11 protein-coding genes are annotated in these 19,163 nt (G+C 54.5%); 8 read left to right on the plus strand and 3 right to left on the minus strand.

Annotated features, from left to right (window positions below):
- Nucleotides 1-2: 2 nt before the first annotated feature.
- The gene (locus tag ACFOSD_RS07365) at nucleotides 3-479 is read right to left on the minus strand and encodes a DUF4442 domain-containing protein (protein ID WP_380695058.1); all 477 of its coding nucleotides are present in this window, start codon (nucleotides 477-479) and stop codon (nucleotides 3-5) included.
- 203 nt (nucleotides 480-682) lie between these two features.
- Between ACFOSD_RS07365 and ACFOSD_RS07370 the strand changes: the two genes are divergently transcribed.
- From ACFOSD_RS07370 to ACFOSD_RS07405, 8 genes are all read left to right on the plus strand, one after another.
- The gene (locus ACFOSD_RS07370; protein ID WP_380695060.1) at nucleotides 683-2,233 is read left to right on the plus strand and encodes a diguanylate cyclase domain-containing protein; all 1,551 of its coding nucleotides are present in this window, start codon (nucleotides 683-685) and stop codon (nucleotides 2,231-2,233) included.
- Nucleotides 2,234-2,266: 33 nt separating this feature from the next.
- A complete protein-coding gene (recC, locus tag ACFOSD_RS07375; RefSeq protein WP_380695062.1) occupies nucleotides 2,267-5,530 on the plus strand; it encodes an exodeoxyribonuclease V subunit gamma in 3,264 nt (1,087 codons plus the stop codon).
- Nucleotides 5,527-9,111 (plus strand): exodeoxyribonuclease V subunit beta, encoded by a 3,585-nt coding sequence (recB, locus tag ACFOSD_RS07380; protein WP_380695064.1) that lies wholly within the window; start codon nucleotides 5,527-5,529, stop codon nucleotides 9,109-9,111. The genes recC and recB overlap by 4 nt, the downstream gene beginning before the upstream one ends.
- Complete coding sequence (gene recD / locus ACFOSD_RS07385; RefSeq protein WP_380695066.1) at nucleotides 9,111-11,198, plus strand: exodeoxyribonuclease V subunit alpha; 2,088 nt, start codon at nucleotides 9,111-9,113, stop codon at nucleotides 11,196-11,198. Before recB ends, recD begins: the two co-directional genes overlap by 1 nt.
- Nucleotides 11,199-11,261: 63 nt before the next feature.
- On the plus strand, nucleotides 11,262-11,864 hold the full coding sequence (locus ACFOSD_RS07390) for a hypothetical protein (RefSeq protein WP_380695068.1): 603 nt from the start codon (nucleotides 11,262-11,264) through the stop codon (nucleotides 11,862-11,864).
- A 155-nt stretch (nucleotides 11,865-12,019) separates the two neighbouring features.
- A complete protein-coding gene (trhA, locus tag ACFOSD_RS07395) occupies nucleotides 12,020-12,637 on the plus strand; it encodes a PAQR family membrane homeostasis protein TrhA (protein WP_380695070.1) in 618 nt (205 codons plus the stop codon).
- A gap of 16 nt (nucleotides 12,638-12,653) precedes the next feature.
- Complete coding sequence (locus tag ACFOSD_RS07400) at nucleotides 12,654-13,208, plus strand: DUF1415 domain-containing protein (RefSeq protein ID WP_380695072.1); 555 nt, start codon at nucleotides 12,654-12,656, stop codon at nucleotides 13,206-13,208.
- Nucleotides 13,209-13,310: 102 nt separating this feature from the next.
- Entirely contained in the window at nucleotides 13,311-14,630 is a 1,320-nt protein-coding gene (locus tag ACFOSD_RS07405; protein WP_380695074.1) for a M48 family metalloprotease, read from the plus strand.
- Between the two features lie 64 nt (nucleotides 14,631-14,694).
- On the opposite strand, the gene aceF is transcribed toward ACFOSD_RS07405, so the two are convergent.
- On the minus strand, nucleotides 14,695-16,311 hold the full coding sequence (gene aceF, locus ACFOSD_RS07410) for a dihydrolipoyllysine-residue acetyltransferase (protein WP_380695076.1): 1,617 nt from the start codon (nucleotides 16,309-16,311) through the stop codon (nucleotides 14,695-14,697).
- Between the two features lie 44 nt (nucleotides 16,312-16,355).
- Nucleotides 16,356-19,013 carry a pyruvate dehydrogenase (acetyl-transferring), homodimeric type gene (gene aceE / locus ACFOSD_RS07415; protein WP_380695078.1) on the minus strand — a complete coding sequence of 886 codons (2,658 nt, stop codon included), beginning with the start codon at nucleotides 19,011-19,013 and terminating at the stop codon, nucleotides 16,356-16,358.
- Nucleotides 19,014-19,163: the final 150 nt, after the last annotated feature.

Raw genomic sequence — 19,163 nt, forward strand, 5'->3', positions numbered from 1 at the left:
AACTAGGGGCGGTATTGCGGCCTGAGGCGGACGTACAATCGACGCTTCAGGGTACTCACAAGCTGACCGGACAGGTCTTTGATGTGTATTTCAAATTCGGGAAAGTAAGGTGCACCCTGTTCGGTCGCCTGCTTGATGCGCTGTACGTCGGCATCATCCATATGAAACTCGGCCGTTAAACGACCGATGCCTGGCGCTATAAAGTCGATATCCGCTGACTTGTCCCAAATAACATAGCGTTCAATACCCAGTGACCCGTACAGCAAGAGGGCAAAGATCGGGTCTGTCATGGCGAACAAACTGCCGCCAAATTGTGAGTTATTGATGTTGCGGGTCCAAGGGCGCCACAGTAGATCAACCCTCGCATAGCGGTAATCTGCGCTGATGTCGCGTATCCGGATGCCGGAAAAAAAGAAGGGCGGCCATGCGTTGAGTAACCATTTAAACAACCACGCGTGGCGAAAAGCGAAGGCGACCATGAAATTAATGTCCATTTTTTGGAAGCGCGCAGCATACCCCGATAGGCCCCCTACTGGTCAACTTGACCTCAGGTTTAAGGGCGCTGCAGCCAGCAGTCACTGCTGTAAGCTCTTGGTTAATGCGACAAAGTACAATATAAGCTATCACGCATGTCGTCAGGGTTCGCTATACTGCCTATCATGACTCGGAAAATTGTCCAGCTATGACCCTTTCAAACACCGCGACTCGTTCAAATCATCGGCGCTCCGTGGCTCTAATATTTTGTGGGTTGGTGCTGCTGTGGGTGTTGTCGGCGGTCGGGCTATACGCCTTCTATGTTGACAGCGTGGCCAGCTACCGTGCGGATGCCCATGATCGGGTATTCTTGAATACCCGCTATCACGCGTACAATCAAAGTGCCTTGCTCAATGCAAAGTTAAACGAACTGGACGGGATGTTACTCTCGACACGGGCGATTCTGGCCCAGCGGGATATCCCACCGAATGTGATGAGTGAACTCCTGACGTTGCGCAAAACCTACAGTCCGGAAGTGGCGGACTTTGTGGTTTTGGATGCGAGTGGCAGCATTGTGGCCTGGACCCGCGATCCGGCGGAACCCAAACCGCATTTGAACGATCGTGGTTATTTTCAAGCCCATGTTTGGGTCACAGACGACAAACCATTTCTTTCATCACCCGATGTTGCGCGCATCACCGACGGCCCGACGTTTGTCGCCATGAGTCGCGCGATTCGATCACCTGAGGGGCAGTTTTTAGGGGTGATCGCGGTAGCCATTCGGCTGGAGGAGTTGGCCGAACTTCTCGGTGGTGTGACCGAATGGGAAACCGGCATGACCACCGTGCTGGCAGACCAACATGGGCGCTTGATTCTGCGCCGCCCCTTCGTGCCGTACCAACCGGGCCAAGTGCTCGAATCGATCGCCGCCTATCGCGGCAACGTTCCTGACCGGGATAGCTTTGTGCTGGTATCACCCTTTGATGGTAATGAGCGACGCGTTTCCTTTGAGCGCGTGCAGGACTGGCCATGGCTAGCCTTTGTGGGCAGTGACCTATCGGCGGTTTATGCGGACATTGCGCGATACGCGCGAGCGGAAGCCATTCGGTTGGCCGTGTCGATCGCCTTGGTAACTGTTCTGATGGGCTTCTTGGGTTGGTTGACGTGGCGTCGCATGCAATCAGAGCAGCGTTTGATCGATGACATCATCCAACGGCAGGCTATTGAGAAACGGCTTGAATGGCAGGCCAATCATGATGCCTTGACCGAATTGCCGAACCGAAAATTGTTCTATGACCGTTTTACTATGACCCTGCAACGTTGCGAACGTTATCAATATGGTGCGGCGCTGATCTACATTGATTTGGACGGCTTTAAGGCCGTCAATGACCGCTGGGGTCATGCCATGGGGGATGCCCTGCTCATGGATGTAGCACGCCGGTTGTTGAAAGCTGTGCGGTCCAGTGACACAGTTGCGCGCTTGGCGGGCGATGAGTTCGTGGTGTTGGCGGAACAATGTGACCGGGCACAAGCCAAAGCCTTGGCCGAAAAGTTGCGTCGAACATTGATGGACCCGTTGATTACCGGTGGCGAAACCATTCCCATGTCTGCCAGTCTGGGCTATGTGGTGGTGTCTGAAGACGGCTCCGATATGGATACCTTAATGAACGCGGCAGACCGAGCGATGTATCGGGCCAAAAATGCAGGCAAAAACTGCATCGCGGATCGCACGAGCGTTGTCGCGCCATTGGCTTCGTGATACTGTACAAAAAAACAGTAAAAAGGGATGGCTATGCTCACGCTCTATCCAGGTAATCGCATGGAAGAACTGGTGCAGCTGATGTTGCATCTGATGCAGCAGAACGACCGCCCGCATGCGCTCTCGACCGATCTGATCGTGGTGCAAAACCCCGGCATGCAACATTGGCTGTCCATGGAGATGGCGCAGCATAATGGCGTTGCCATGAACATCGAATTTCCGCTGCTGTCCCGGTTTATTTGGAAGATGATGCGTCGGCTCGACCCCAGTGTGCCGGATGAATCGCCTTATGCGCGGGAAGTCTTGGTGTGGCGGATCTACAACGCATTGGCAACGCTGAGTGAACATCCCGATTTTACTGCACCCACTGCCTACTGGCTGAACGACCAGCCGGATGCCCTCAAGCGTTATCAATTGGCGCACACCCAAGCCGACCTATATGAGCAGTATTTAATCTATCGCCCGGATTGGATCGAGCAATGGGATCAAGGACAGTTTGATGGCGTTCAGGATGCCCCGGCAGAAAGCGTGCGTTGGCAAGCCGTGCTCTGGCATCATTTGACGCAGCAAGAACCAAGACACCCCTTATATTGGCTGCATCAGGCTCGTACCCGGCTGATGGAGGTGACACCGGGTCAAATTCATTTGCCCGATACGGTGTATGTGTTTGGTATTAACACCATGGCCCCCGTGTGGTGGGACTTTTTGCGTCAACTCAGTACCCACATGAATTTGCACATCTTTACCCTCAATCCGTCGGATGAGTATTGGGGCGACATTCAAAGCCCGGAACGGCAGGCCAGGCAGCGTGCCCAATGGCTGGCGGAGCAGCAGACAGAAGACGTGTGGCTGGCGCCGGAGGTCGGCAATCCCTTGCTGGCGGCGTGGGGCAGGCAAGGGCAGGAATTCATTCGCTTAATGTACGCCACCGAGCAGGGCGAAATATCGGTTTTTAGCCCGCCTCCCCAGGACACCCTGCTGGGCAGGATACAGCGTGATATTTTGCATTTACACGATGCGACCACCGAGCCCCAAACGCAGGCGGTAGATGACAGCATTGTAGTGACCAATGCCCACAGTGCACTGCGTGAAGTTCAGGGGTTACATGACTGGTTGTTGCATCAAATGGCGGCCGACCCCCGTTTACAGCCGCGTGACATCGTGGTGATGTGTCCAGCAGTGGAAGACTACGCACCCTACATTGAAGCCGTATTTGACAGCCATGGGATGAGCAGTGTGGAAGCCCATGCCTCGGTACGCTTACCTTGTTCCATTGCCGACCGTTCATTACACGACAGCCTCCCGCTAGTGCAATCTTTTATGGCGCTGATGGCGCTACCCGACAGCCGTTTCTCCGTCAACAGTGTGCTCGCGCATTTGCGCTTGCCAGCGGTTCAACGACGGTTTGGTATAGACGCCGCCGACTTGCCTCGGCTAACCCAGTGGTTAAAGGCCGCGGCGGTGCATTGGGGGCTGGATGCCGAACACAAGCGTGCTCTGGGGTTGCCTGCGGATGCCCATTACACGTGGCATCAAGGGCTGCAGCGCTTGTTGTTCGGTTTCATGTGGGGCGATGCCGAAGCGGTATTTGACGGTCAATTGCTGTTGCCTTGGGTGGAAGGTGATCAAGCCGATTTGCTCGGCAAACTGATGCATGTATTGCGGGTTATGCAGGAAGAAAGTCAACAATGGATGAGCCAACTTACCGCCATACAATGGCAAGCTAGGCTGGTACGATTGCTGGAGCGTCTCTATGACCCGGACGATGACGAGCGCGATGGTTACGACCGTGTGTTAATGGCCCTGCATGACCTCGTTGCCTTTACCCACCGTGCCGGTAGCGCGGAACATGCGCTGCCGCTGGCCGTCGTGCAAGATTATTTTCGTCAGGCATTCCAGCAACCGGAACAACGGCAACGCTTTATGACCGGGCAAGTTACTTTTTGCTCTATGGTGCCGATGCGCAGCATTCCGTTTAAGGTCATCGCTGTTCTCGGGTTGAATGATGGTCAGTTCCCGCGTCAACGCCAGCCCTTAGGCTTTGACTTAATGGCCCATGCCCGGCCGCGCTTGGGTGATCGCTCACGGCGCGGCGACGACCGCTATCTGTTTCTGGAAGCGATGGTATCGGCACGACAGTCTCTGTACCTCAGTTATCAGGGGCGTAGCGCCAAGAATAATGAAGAACAGCAACCCTCTCTGGTCTTGCGGGAGCTGTTGCGCTATCTGGCGCAAGGTTATGGCGTGGCACCCAATGTGCTGGCACGCCAACTGCCTTTGCAGCCTTTCAGCTTGGACAATTATCGTGCACCGCTGTTCAGCTACGACGCGCAGTGGTTTGCCCTACTCAAAGCAACAGAACAGGTCGCCTCAGATAACTTGCCTGAATTGACACCCTTAGCGGACGACTGGCCCGAACCACGGCAGGAGCCCATAGAGTATTGGGTACGCTGGTTTACTAACCCACCCCAAGCCTTTGCGCAGGAACGTCTTGGTTTGTATTTGGAGCGTGCGGATGACGAGTTGGACGATACCGAACCCTTTGTCGCCGACTACCTTGCCCGCTATGGCGTACAGGATGATGTGATTCAGGCCCATGTGCAGGGTGAGGACGTCATACCCGTACTCGAAAGGCATCAACTGGGTCAACACTTACCGAGCAACCCGACGTTTGACGATGAGTTGATGGCCTGGACGGAGGAGGCCCAGATCTTTGCCGAATTGCTGTGTCGTGAAGGCGTTCAGCATGCCACCGTTACGACGCTTTCCTGGTCACACCAGAACCTGACTCTGCAGGGTGAAACCATCCGCCTTGAGCAGCAAAACGTGTTTTGGCGTTTTGCGACCTGTAAACCCAAAGACACCCTGCGTTTGTGGTTACATCACCTCATTGCTAATTGCAGCGCGGCGATCACCACCAAAGGCTATTTTCGTGCGCAAGCGAAGCATGGCATGGACGTCGCAGATTGTTTGACGTTTTCACCCGTGGCCGATGCCGAACAGCAATTACAGGCGTGGTATGACGTTTGGCAACGGCTGACACAAGCGCCGTCACATTTGCTCGCGGCGCTGGCGTTGGCGCGGTATTCTGACACCGAAGCAAAACCGGATGCCCTCATCCTGGCATGGCAGAAGGCTGCCGAATTTAACCCGTATCTCGACGTATTCTGGCCAGCGGAGAGTCCGGAATGGACTGTGACAGATGACACCCTGTTGCAGCCACTTTATCAGCCGATGCTGGCCCACCAAACCTATGGACCCGTGCCGCGTGTTAAGGCCGATGAGGCAAGGCAATGATGAAGCAATCCATGCAGCCCTTAGTGGTCGAGTCGATAGCGCTAACGGGACGGCATTTAATCGAGGCCAGCGCCGGTACCGGAAAAACCTACAGCATCACCCGGCTCTATGCGCGCTTGCTCTTGGAGCGAAAACTGTCTGTGCAGCAGATTTTGGTGGTCACCTTTACCCGGGCGGCGACGGAAGAACTGCGCGGACGAATCGGTGATTATTTGCGGGAACTGCAACAAACGTGGACAAACACACAGCGAGACCCCTTGGTGCAGGCCTTGCGGCAACGGCTCAATGACCAAGAAGTGCAGGCTCGCTTGCATGATGCCTTGTTACATCTGGACGAAGCGGCCATTTATACCATTCACGGGTATTGTAAGCGGGTACTCACTCAACAAGCCTTCGCCAGTGGAATGCCTTTTGATGTCACCATGGAAGCTGACACTACAGAATTAGCCGTGCAAACCATCGCGGATTGTTTTCGTCGTCTGACCGTGGAGCCGGAACGCTATCGCTTGCTCACGCGGCGCTACCCAACACCAGAAGCCTTTTATCGGGCTTTTGGTCGGTTGATGACGTCCGATGCCCCCATTCTGACCGACTCGGTGCAGGCGTTAACTGAACAGAAAGCGCAGGTGGCCGCCCAGATTAGTCAGAACACCGATTTTCTGCGCGAACAGTTGGTGACTAACCGCAAAAAACAGAGTGAAATCGATCTCCGCGCGCACGAATTGGCCACTTTGCAGGACTGGTTGGCGGCACCGCTCGATGAGCCGATGCCGAAGGCGGTCAATGATTTCATCAACGGCAATCGGTATCGCGGGCGCACCGACATACAAGCGGTGTTGAATCCCGTCAAAGACTTAAAGTCGTTGGCACAAGATGCGGCACAGGCTGCCGAATTTGAGGCTTTGGGCGGCCTATTGCACCAACTGCGAGACGATTTTCGACAAGCCAAAGCGGCACAGCGGGTACTGGATTTTAATGATCTGATTCGGCAATTGTACAGTGCCCTGCAAGGCGATCAGGGCGATGCGCTGGCGGCCGCATTGGGGGCGAGTTTTCCAGCCGCACTGGTGGATGAGTTTCAGGACACCGACCCGCAGCAATACGCCATATTCGACCGAGTGTATCAAGACGCAGAACATACGTTGTTTATGATTGGCGATCCCAAGCAAGCCATCTACAGTTTTCGTGGTGGCGACGTGTTTGCCTATCTGGCTGCTGCACGCAGCGCCGACTATCGCTGGAATCTGGCGACCAACTACCGTTCGTCGGCCGCCATGGTGAATGGATACAATCCTCTGTTTTCTATGCCTGCAACGCCTGACAACCCATTGGAAACAGCGCCATCGCCTTTTGGGCCAGGTATCGACTATTTGCCGGTGGCCTTTGGTGGAGAGAACAGTAAAGCATTTAAACATCCGCTGTCGGATCCAGCAGCTCGAGCCGCCCTGCAATTTGTGCATTTCCCAGCGTCGCTGGCGGATGGTGAAGCCTCAACCATGACGGCCGAATTCAGGCTCACCATGGCACGTTGGTGTGCTACCGAAATTCAACGACTGCTGAATTCTGGCGTAAAACGTGGGGAGACCCCACTGGAAGCCCGAGATATTGCCTTATTAGTCCGGAGTAGCGGCGAAGCTGAGATCGTTCAGCAGGCCTTGCGCGAATGTGGATTGGCGGCGGTGTACCTCAGTGCGAGAGACAACGTACTGTTGAGTGCGGAGGCCATGCAGATGGAACAAGCCTTGAGCGGCATTCTGCATGCGGAAGACGATCGATGGTTATTGCGCGCTTTGGTGTCACCCTTGTTAGGTCGCAGTCCGGCGCATCTATTGCTGTTGCAACAGGATGAGTCGGCGTGGGAAGAAGAGCGCCAAGCCTTGTTAAAGTGGCGCGAACAATGGCAGCGGCAGGGCTTTATTGCTATGGCTATGGCTCTGGTGCATGAGCGTTTCCGTCCACCGGCACAGCGGCGGGAACGGGCGTTAACGAACATGCTCCATCTTATCGAGTTGTTGCAACAAGCCAGTGTGCAAGCCCGCGAGCCGAGGCAACTGTTGGAGTGGTTGCGTTTGCAACAAGCCTCGGAGGTGGCACGGCCCGAAGCGGAACTGCGTCTCGAGAGTGATGCCAACCTGATTCGGATTCTGACGCAGCACAGCGCCAAAGGTTTGGAATACCCTGTGGTGTTTGTGCCGTTTTCCACTTACGCCGGAAAGCCACGCAGCCCTATCGTGCAAGCGTTTCATGATGATAATGAACAGATGGTTTGGTATCTGGGCACGGCGGCGAGTGTCAAAGCGCGTGCTCTGGAAGAAGAAAACGCCGAGCGAGCACGCTTATTGTATGTCGCAATTACCCGTGCGGAACAACGTTGTTATTTGTGCATGGCACCCTTTGCGCATCCTGAACGCTCGGCCTTGGGCTTGCTGTCTGGTACCGGTGCGGGTACTGAGGCCGACCCTTGGCCGACCATGGTACAACAACTGAAAGAGCATCAACTGCAGCCGAGTGCCATAGGGGCGCGTGCCACTAATTCGGGCAATAATGGGTCTGCAGAAGAGCCAGCATCGATTGGCTTGGAAGTCGCCAGCAGCGACATTCCGGTCATCGTACCGAAGATGGATAGCTTGGATGATAACAGCGCCGAGGTATCCGTGTTTAATAGCCAGATTGATCGGTCGTGGGGCCTGCACTCATTTTCGGCCTTGGCCCGACAGCTGACGCAGCGACGGGTGGGTTATACCGGCTTAAGCCAGCGCGATCGGGATGCGGAGGACGCGTTATCGGAGTCGCTGGATGCCACCTCAGGCAATGCGCGTCCAATGGGCAGCGAATCAGTGCCGGTGCGTTTTGCGCTGCCGAAAGGTGCGCGCGCCGGTAATTTTTTGCATGATGTGTTAGAGCACTTGAATTTCACCGATCCGAACTGGACTGCGGTGACGGAACGAGCGCAAACACATTTTGGTCACTTCTTCGCTTCGCCGGAGCGGAGCGAAGCACTCCAGACTTGGCTTTTGGACGTCTTGGCAACCCCGCTGAACGCCAATGGCTTGGCTCTGCAACAACTCGATTATGGCGCCACGCTGCGTGAAACCGAATTCTATTTCCCCTTGGTGGGCAGCCAGAATCGGGCCTTAATGCGGCTTCTGCGGACTTACCGTAGCGGGGGAAACCGAGAGGCAGAGCAGCTTTGGGCCGATATGCCCATGCGGCGCTTGGAAGGTATGATGCATGGCTATATTGATCTGATTTTTGAACATAACGGTCAGTATTTTGTGTGCGATTATAAGTCAACTTGGCTGGGCGAACGTTGGGAGCATTATCACCCGGTCGCGTTGCACGAGAACATCCAACGTCACTGGTACGACCTGCAGTATCTGATTTACACCTTGGCGTTGCATCGCTATTTAGCGCAGCGCCTACCGGACTATCGTCCGGAACGACATTTGGGTGGCGTGTACTACCTGTATTTACGTGGCATGAGTACCGAAGCACCGGGGTCTGGCGTGTACTTCACCCGCCCAGACGAGTCCATGATTGAGGCGCTTGATGCGTTAATGCATGGCGAGGAGGTGGTTTAATGCAGCCTGTTTACACCCATTCTGCCCTGTTTAATGTGCCGTCCTTAGACCAGCTCAGCGCGCAATACGAAGATTGGGCGGCGATCGACTACTACCTCGCCGAGCAACTCTTTACCCTGCCTGGTCATGGTGTGGAGTCTTTGTCGTCAGGCGACCATGAAATCCTGTTTTATACCCTGGCTGCATTAAGCCGGGCCTTGCGTGATGGTCACTCCTGTTTGGATTTGCAGCTTCTCGCGGGGCAAGTGTTGTGGGAACCGCGCACGCAGGCGTCGGAGCAGACGCCACAACCACCTTGGGTTGCACCGGAGTTTGTGGCGTGGCGTGGGCTGCTTGCAGGTTGGTTGCTTGAACGTGGTGAATGGCCTGTCGTACTTGATCGACACCGGTTGTATTTACGCCGTTATTTTCAATACGAGGTACGGTTGGCGCAGCATTTCCGGCGCTTGCGTACATCGGTACGTTTTATTGATAGCCAGCGTGCCCGGGAGACATTGGCGCTCTTGTTTCCCTCAACCGCAGCGCAAAAAGCCGAAGCACACCCGGCACTTTCGCAGCAAGCGACACTGTTTGATGAACTTGATGCCGAGACGGATGGCGGGGCGGAGGCTTTCCCAACGGCACCTGGTTCGGCCGCGTTGGATTGGCAAAAAATTGCGGTCGCCAATGCGGTGCGGCGGCAATGGAGCGTGATCGCTGGTGGGCCGGGAACGGGAAAAACCACCTCGGTCTTAAAAATACTGTATGCCATGGTGGCCCTGCACAAGAGCGACGAGCCGTTGCGAGTGCGTTTGGCGGCCCCCACCGGCAAGGCAGCGCAGCGCTTAACCGAATCCATCAACCAAGCCAAAAGCCGTTTGGCGGAACTGCCCGGTATTCGGCACAGCGTGTTAGACCAAATCCCGAATGTCGCCACCACCTTGCATCGCTTGCTAGGCGTTATCCCGAACGACTATCGCTTCCGCCATCATGCCGACCGACCATTGGCTTTGGATATTCTGTTGGTGGATGAGGTGTCCATGGTTGATCTGCCGATGATGACCCGGCTGATGGAGGCCCTGCCGGAAAACGCCCGTGTGATCATGCTGGGGGACGCTGATCAGTTGCCTTCCGTGGCGGCTGGCAGCGTGCTGGCTGATATGGCTCCGCGAGATCGCAGTGGACAGGCGGACCTTCGGTTCAGCGTTGAGAATGCTCAATGGATTGAACACCTTACGGGTTACCGAGTTCCCGTTCAGCCCGTGGCGGTCGACCTGAATACGCCAGCTGAAATACGTGCGGCACTGGGGCAACATCTGCCGCTGGATCATGTAGTGTTCTTAACAAAGAGTCATCGCTTCAGTGATCAAAGTGCGATAGGTCGGTTGGCAAAAAGTGTGATTGCTGGAGACACCAAAACCAGTTGGCAAAACCTCACCCATAACGACGATGACATACAGCATGCCTATCATGTCGGAGGTTTGTCGGCCTGGTTGGACGACTTAATCGAGCGTTACTATCGCCCGATCATACAGGCAAGAAGCATCGAGGCTGCCTGGCATGCGCTGGGGCAGTTCCGAATTCTCGCAGCAACTCGGATCGGCCCTGAAGGGGTGGGGGCGTTAAATGAGCATGTAGAATCGCGCCTACGATATTTGGGCTTGATTCCCGCGCGAGTGAATGAATGGTATCCCGGAAGGCCGGTCATGGTGACGCAGAACCACTATGGTTTGCGCCTGTTCAATGGCGATGTCGGGCTGTGTTGGCTAACGGAAGATGGCAGTTTGGGGGTGTATTTTGACCGTGGCGAACAGGGTGCAGCGGAGCAAGCTCAATTTCGTATTTTGTCACCCGGCCGACTGCCAGCGCATGAAACGGTTTATGCGATGACCATTCACAAAACACAGGGATCGGAGTTTACCCGGGTGGCGGTGGTAATGCCCGAACGCCCGCAGCGGCTGGTGTCCCGCGAACTGGTCTATACCGGCATCACGCGCAGTAAAGAGAAACTTTATATTTGGTGTCCGCACCGGGTATGGGAAACCGCTGTGAATACGCCTGTTCGGCGTTACTCAGGATTGGGCGAACGACTATTTTCCGCTGAATGATTGAATTGCGCGCACGCGCCGCCTAGTATGGCGCGCAGTCAGAAACGTCTTATAGGTAGTGTTATGTTGCGTTGGTTATTTTTGCTCGGTATGGGTTTGAGCCTGACCGGTTGTGCTGGACAAGCGTTGATTGAACGTGAGGAGACGGCCGATGCTGTTTTGTTGATGGGGCTGGAGCTAACCGGATTCACGCCGGGCACCTTAGGCTACTATTTTGTGTTGCACTTTGAGCAAGCGGACGGAGAGCGGCGCCAAAGCATCGTGCGACCGCGCAGTAACGACCAGTATGTTGTCATCACGGATTTGCCGCCGGCCGAATATCAATTGGTGGGCTGGGCTGCACGCTCCGCCCCAGGGGTCACTGGTTTTAACGATCATTCACTGCGTATTCAACCCTTGGACATTCGGTTTGCCTTGCCAGCGGGTGAAGTCAGCTTGTTATCACAGCAAATGCGCTTGGATCATCGAGAAGGCGATTATGGCTTAACGCAAATGCGTGTATCGTTCGTGCCTCTGGATGAACGCCGTCGTGACGCCTTGGCGAGCCGAGCGGCCGAGGTTGGCCCGGAATGGACGGTAAATCTGACCCCTATTGGCGAAGTGCCAGAGGCCTCTACGGATGCGCCGAAGGAGCGCGGCGTTCTCGACTTCTTGCTGGGCTCTTGATACCTATGCCGAAGTCATTGTTGATTTAACGGCATGAAATGCCGCGTGTGATGCGACGACAAGTTATTTCGTCTGGTAATGCGAGCGATTGACGGACACTTGACCCAGAGGGTTCTATGATAGACCCCAACTTTTTCTGAATGTAGAACACGAACATGTATCACGGTGAGCGGCTGAATACCTTCAGTCATTTGATTGGTGCCATTGCGGCCGTTATTGGGCTGGTGGTGTTGTTGGTAAGTGCTGCCGTGAAAACCTCGGCCATTGCGGTGGTCAGTGTCAGTGTTTACGGCAGTACGCTGGTTTTGTTGTATACGGCTTCAACGCTCTATCACAGCGTCAAGGGCCGCTTAAAGCCCTTATTTCAAAAGATCGACCATCTCGCCATTTATGGGCTTATTGCCGGCACCTATACGCCCTTTACCCTGATCACTTTGCAGGGCCCGTCCGGCTGGACGCTTTTCGGCGTTGTTTGGGGCTTGGCGGTATTGGGTATGGTGATTGAATTTTTACCCTTTGACCGGAAACGCATTCTGCCAGTGATCATCTACCTGGCCATGGGGTGGAGTATCGTGTTTGCGCTAGATCCCCTATTAACGGCGCTCCCCCAACTGGGTATTTGGGGGCTAGTTGCCGGCGGTGTAACCTACACCCTGGGCGTGATTTTTTATGCGTTCGGTGATCGTATTCCGCACGGTCATGGTATTTGGCATTTCTTTGTCTTGGGTGGCAGCTTGTTTCATTACTTTACGATCCTTTTCTTCGTCCTATAGAGTTTACTAAACTTCGATGATCACGCAGCACGAACCCTTGGTAGAGCAGCGCGTTGAAGCGTGGCTCACGCAGGTGGTATTGGGTTTGAATTTATGCCCTTTTGCCCATAAGCCCTGGCGTGACGGGCAAGTCAGTATCCGCGTCAGTGCGGCGCGTTCAGAAGACGAGGCGTTGGCCGATTTGCAGGCGGAAATAACGCGGTTGGACGATACCGGTGCGCAGGATCTGGACACGGTATTGCTTGTCTTGCCCTATTTGTGGCCCGACTTTCTCGACTACAACGATTTTCTGGATGTCGCCGAAGAAGCGCTAGAGCACCTAGAACGTGCAGACACCTACCAACTGGCCAGTTTCCATCCGCACTATCAGTTTGGTGGAACGGCTCCCGATGATGCCGAAAATTTAACCAATCGCGCCCCATACCCCATTTTGCATGTGTTGCGTGCGGCCAGTGTGGCGGAAGCCATTGCCCGGCATCCCGATACATTGGATATTCCCGAACACAATATTGCCCGTGTTGAGGGCTTGTCTAAGGCAGAAGTACAGCGCCTGTTTCCCTGGCTTTCGTAGGTTTTTGACCATCTTTTCGCACGGCACCCCAGCTCGGTCTAGCATGGGCAGAGGACTTTGCTATGATGCTAGGCATCAAGGTCACAGTGAAGCCATGTTCCTATGTCAAACATCATTTTGTCGCGCCGTCGTCTCATCCATTCCATATCGCTGGCGTCATTAGGATTAAGCACACCGCTTTGGTTATCGGGTTGTGCGGTTGATCCTATAACCGGTAAACCAACGTTGATGATGCTGAGTGAAGACGACGAGGTGGCGATTGACCAGCAACAAACCCCACTGCAATTTTCCGCCGATTATGGCGTTAGCCAGGATGCTGCTTTAAATCAATACGTCAGTCAGTTAGGTCGTGGTATTCATGCCCGCTCGCATCGCCCCAATATGCCCTACAACTACCAGGTAGTGAACGCTAACTACGTTAATGCTTATGCTTTTCCCGGTGGCAGTATTGCGGTTACCCGAGGCATCTTGTTGGAGTTAGAGAGTGAAGCCGAATTGGCAGCGTTATTGGGCCATGAAATTGGCCATGTCACGGCACGGCATTCGGCCGCGCGCATGACCCAGGGCATGCTTGCACAGGCCGCCGTCGGCACAGCCGTGGCCGGGCTGGGCGATTCGGCGTTGGGTGGTGCCGTCGGTATGGTCGGGCAAATCGGTGCAGGCGCTTTGTTGGCACGCTATAGCCGCGACAATGAGCGGCAGGCGGATCAGTTAGGGATGGATTACATGGTGCTTGCCGATCATAACCCGAAGGGTATGGTGGAGTTGATGGATATGCTGCGGTCGCTGTCGAGCCGCAAACCGAACGCCATTGAATTGATGTTTTCCAGCCACCCCATGAGTGATGAACGCTACGCCAATGTGCAAGCACAGTATGGTGGCTTGAGTGCGAGCGTTAAGAGCCGATCAGAAGGCCGGGAACGCTACATGGATATGACCGCTCGAGTACGGGCCCTGAAACCCGCCATAGAGGCCATGCAAGAGGGTGAGCGATTACTGGCACAGAATGAACCAACGCAAGCAGAAAGTCGGTTGTTAGACGCTGAACGCCTAGCGCCGAACGACTATACGGGGTTGGTATTGTGCGGCAAGTTCTACCTCATGCAAGAACGTGAGCAGCGAGCTGTCGAGTATTTTGATCGCGCGCGCGCCGCCTACCCGGGTGAAGGGCAGGCGATACAATATCGTGGTTTGGCCCATTTGGGGCTAAAACAGTTTGGTGCTGCACGCGAAGATTTTTTAGCCTATGAGGCGGTGCTACCCGGCAATCCGGGAACGGATTTCCTGATCGGCTACACACATGACCAAGAGGGTGAACGTCCGGCGGCCGCCCAGCGCTATCAAGCGTTCTTAGGTCGGGTGCAACAGGGGGAGCAGGCGGAATATGCCTATGCACGCCTTGCTGAATGGGGTTATATCTAAGGGGAAAAAGATAAACACTCTAATCCGCTGTCGGGCGACAACGGATTAGAGTTAACGTAGCCTATTACAGCAAGATACGGCGCAAATCAGCTAAGGCTTCACACACGTAGGTGGTGAATTTAGCGGCGTCTGCACCATTCACCGCACGGTGATCGTACGATAACGACAACGGCGTGAAGGTACGCGGCACAAACTCTTTGCCGGTCCAGAACGGTTTCACCTGATTCTTGGATACACCGAGAATTGCCACTTCGGGCGCATTAACGATCGGCGTGAACGCCGTACCGCCTAAACCACCCAAACTGGAAATGGTGAAACAGCCACCTTGCATCTCATTGCTCTTAATCTGCCCTTTACGGCCCCGCTGTGCGAAGTCGATGATCTCTTCCGCGATCTGCCAAATAGACTTCTTGTCCGCGTCTTTGATCACGGGAACAATCAAGCCATTTGGTGTATCCACGGCGATACCGATGTTCACATAGTGCTTTTGTACCATGTGTTTGCCATCGGCCATCAACGACACGTTGAAGTTCGGGAACTCATGCAGTGCCGCCGCACAGGCTTTCACCAAGAAGGCCAGCGGTGAAATCTTCACACCGCGTTTTTCCATTTGCGGTTTCAGCGAGTTGCGGAAGTTCTCTAACTCGGTTACGTCAGCTTCGTCAAACTGCGTAACGTGTGGAATGTTCAGCCAGTTACGCGTCATGTTGGCCGCGGTAAGCTGCTGAATACGACCCATCTCAACGATGTCGACCGAACCAAACTTGCTGAAATCCTGATCCGGCACGGCAGGAATACCGGCACCCGCTGACACGCGCTCAGGCTCACGCATTTTCTTCTTCACAAAGGCCGTGAGGTCTTCCTTCAGAATACGCTCGCGTGGGCCGCTGCCCCGTACCTGTGCCAAATCGACTCCCAGTTCACGCGCCAGTAAACGCACCGCAGGTCCTGCATGTACAGGCTTGGAGGGGCGAATTAACTCGTCACCTTCGCTCGACACGATAGAAGGCGCATGAACGTCCTTCGCCGCGGCTGGCACTTCCGGTTCGGGGTCTTTGACGGCTGCGACGGGTGCAGGTTTTTCGTCCACTGGCGCAGCGCCTTCGCTGGCGCCGCGTATTTCAATCAACAGGTCACCCTGGCTAACGCTGTCACCCACGTTCACCTTCACAGAAACCACTTCACCGCCTTCGGGTGCTGGGACTTCCATGGAAGCCTTATCGGTTTCCAAGGTGACAATGGCATCGTCGGCGGCAATCATGTCGCCCACTTTCACGTGGACTTCAATGATCTCGACCGCGTCCGAGGTACCAATGTCAGGCACCTGTACCGGCTTCACCGCACTGCTGCTGGTCGCTGCCGGTTTTGTTTCAGGCTGCGCAGCTTGCTCTTTTTCTGCAGGCTTTTCGGCTGCAGGCGTTGTTGCCGGAGCAGCACTTGCACTTTCGACCTCTAGATACAGGATCTCATCGCCTTCGCCGATTTCATCGCCTTCGGCGATTTTCAGCTTGGTGACTTTACCGGCCATGGGGGCGGGTACATCCATTGAGGCCTTGTCTGTTTCCAATACGATCAGCGTATCATCTTCGGCAATGACATCACCGACCTTAACACTTACCTCAACCACGGTGACCTTATCGCTGGTACCGATGTCGGGGACTTTAATAATTTCAGTCGCCATAAAAGCTCCTTAACTGAAGGCCCGTCGAGCGGGCCGACAGAGAGTTAAACTGTCACTGGGTTAGGCTTGTCTGTGTCCAGACCAAACTGTTTAATCGCTTTGGTTACGTCGGACGCAGGAATCACGCCGTCGTCGGCCAGCGCTTTGAGCGCTGCTACCGTGACCCAATAGCGATCCACTTCAAAGAAGTGGCGCAGTTTTTTGCGGCTGTCACTGCGGCCAAAGCCATCAGCACCCAACACGGTATAGCTGCCAGGAACCCATGAACGAATCTGGTTCGCGTAGTTCTTCATGTAATCAGAAGAGGCGATAACCGGACCCTTACGACCTTTCAACGCCTTAGTAACATAGGCTTCTTGTGCCGGAGCTTCAGGGTGCAACAGGTTTTGACGATCAATGGCCAAGCCATCACGCGTCAGTTCGTTGTAGCTGGTGACGGCCCAAACATCGGCGCTTACGCCGAAGTCGTCCTTCAGGATTTTCGCGGCGGCACGGACTTCGTTCAAAATTGAACCACTGCCCAGCAGTTGCACAGCTTTCTTCGCCTTGCCGACGTTGTCTTCTAGCAAGTACATACCACGTACAATGCCTTCTTCGGCACCTTTTGGCATTTCCGGATGCTGGTAGTTTTCGTTCAAGGTGGTCAGGTAATAGAACACATTTTCCTGTTCGGTCACCATGCGACGCATACCGTCCTGGACGATTACCGCGACTTCATAGGAGTAGGTAGCGTCATAGGTTACACAGTTCGGGATGGTACCGGCCAAAATGTGGCTGTGGCCATCTTGGTGCTGCAAACCTTCACCATTCAGCGTGGTGCGACCGGATGTTCCACCGACCAAGAAACCGCGCGCCTGCATATCCCCAGCGGCCCATGCCAAGTCGCCAATACGTTGGAAACCGAACATGGAGTAGTAGATGTAGAAGGGCACTAAGGTCAGGTTGTTGGTGCTGTACGACGTTGCCGCCGCTAACCAAGAGCTGAATGCACCGGCTTCGTTGATGCCTTCTTGCAGGATCTGACCGGTTTTGTCTTCCTTGTACCACATGACCTGGCTCTTATCCTGTGGGACATAGAGCTGACCGGACGCGGAATAAATACCAACTTGACGGAACATGCCTTCCATACCGAAGGTCCGCGCTTCATCGGGTACGATGGGCACGATGTGTTCACCAATGTCTTTGTCTTTTGCCAAGGTGCCTAACATGCGCACCAGCGCCATGGTGGTAGAGATTTCCCGCTTGCCGGTGTCTTTCAACAAGGCTTCGAAGGACTCCAATGACGGCACGTTTGGCGTTTTATCGGCGTTCGGACGACGTTGTGGCAGATATCCACCCAACGACAGACGACGCTTCTTCATGTACTGCAATTCAGGTGAGTTTTCGTCCGGGCGGAAGAAGGGGATTTTACCCGCTTCCAAATCGGCATCACTGACCGGCACACCACAACGATCACGGAAGACTTTCAAGTCTTCAACATCCAGTTTCTTCAACTGGTGCGTCGCATTTTGTGCTTCACCCGCCGCTACACCATAGCCTTTAACGGTGTGCGCCAGAATAACCGTAGGCTGGTCGGTGTGCTCAGCGGCTTGTTTATATGCGCTGTAGACCTTGTAAGGATCGTGACCACCGCGCGCCAAATGATAGATTTCGTCATCGGTCATGTCTTTGACCAACTCGGCGGTTTCAGGGTATTTGCCGAAGAAATGTTCGCGTGTATAAGCACCACCATGGGCCTTATACGCTTGCATCTCACCATCCACCACTTCATTCATGCGCTTCTGCAGGAGGCCAGATTTGTCGCGGGCCAGCAGTTTGTCCCAACCAGCACCCCAAAGAACCTTGATTACGTTCCAGCCCGCGCCACGGAAGACGCCTTCCAATTCCTGGATAATTTTGCCGTTACCACGCACCGGTCCGTCAAGACGTTGCAGGTTGCAGTTGATGACAAAATTCAAATTGTTCAGTTTTTCACGAGCGGCCAATGAAATGGCACCCAGGCTTTCCGGTTCGTCACATTCACCGTCACCCAAGAACGCCCATACCTGACGGCCGGGTTCGATCTTGCCGCGATTTTCCAGATAGCGCATTACGTGCGCTTGATAAATGGCTTGGATCGGGCCTAAACCCATAGAGACCGTCGGGAATTGCCAGTATTCAGGCATTAACCAAGGGTGCGGGTAAGACGATAAGCCTTTGCCATCTACTTCACGGCGGAAGTTGTCCAAATGGTCTTCCGTCAAGCGGCCTTCAATGAAAGACCGGGCATAGATACCGGGCGAAATATGGCCTTGATAGTAAATCAGGTCGCCGCCGAACTCGTTGTTGGGCGCGCGCCAGAAATGGTTGAAGCCTATATCGTACAGCAAGGCAGATGATTGGAAGGACGAAATGTGCCCACCCAAGTCATCGCCGGATTTGTTGGCACGAACCACCATGGCCACGGCATTCCAGTTGATGTAGCCCTGGATTTTGCGTTCCATTTCCAAATCACCAGGGTATTTCGCCTCATCGGTGACCGGGATGGTGTTGCGGAAGGGCGTGTTGATCGCGAAGGGTACATCGGACCGCGATGTGTTGGACACCTCATTAGAGAGTTGTTTCAACAGATACTGCGCTCGATCTGGACCTTCATGACGAACAACCGATGCTAGAGCATCCAGCCATTCCTGCGTTTCAATAGGATCAATATCTCGTTCCATATTCCGCTTAACCTCGTCGTTGGCGGGGTTTTAAACCACTATGACCGAGCACACAGGGTGTGTTCGGCCTCTGAAAAAATCGGTAGTCAGTCTGCTTTCCTTTAAGGCATCTACACGTTGCGCAAGGCGACTAGGATGCCCGAGGAGTCT

It is taken from the genome of Salinispirillum marinum (genome assembly GCF_042650105.1).
GTDB lineage: Bacteria > Pseudomonadota > Gammaproteobacteria > Pseudomonadales > Natronospirillaceae > Salinispirillum > Salinispirillum marinum.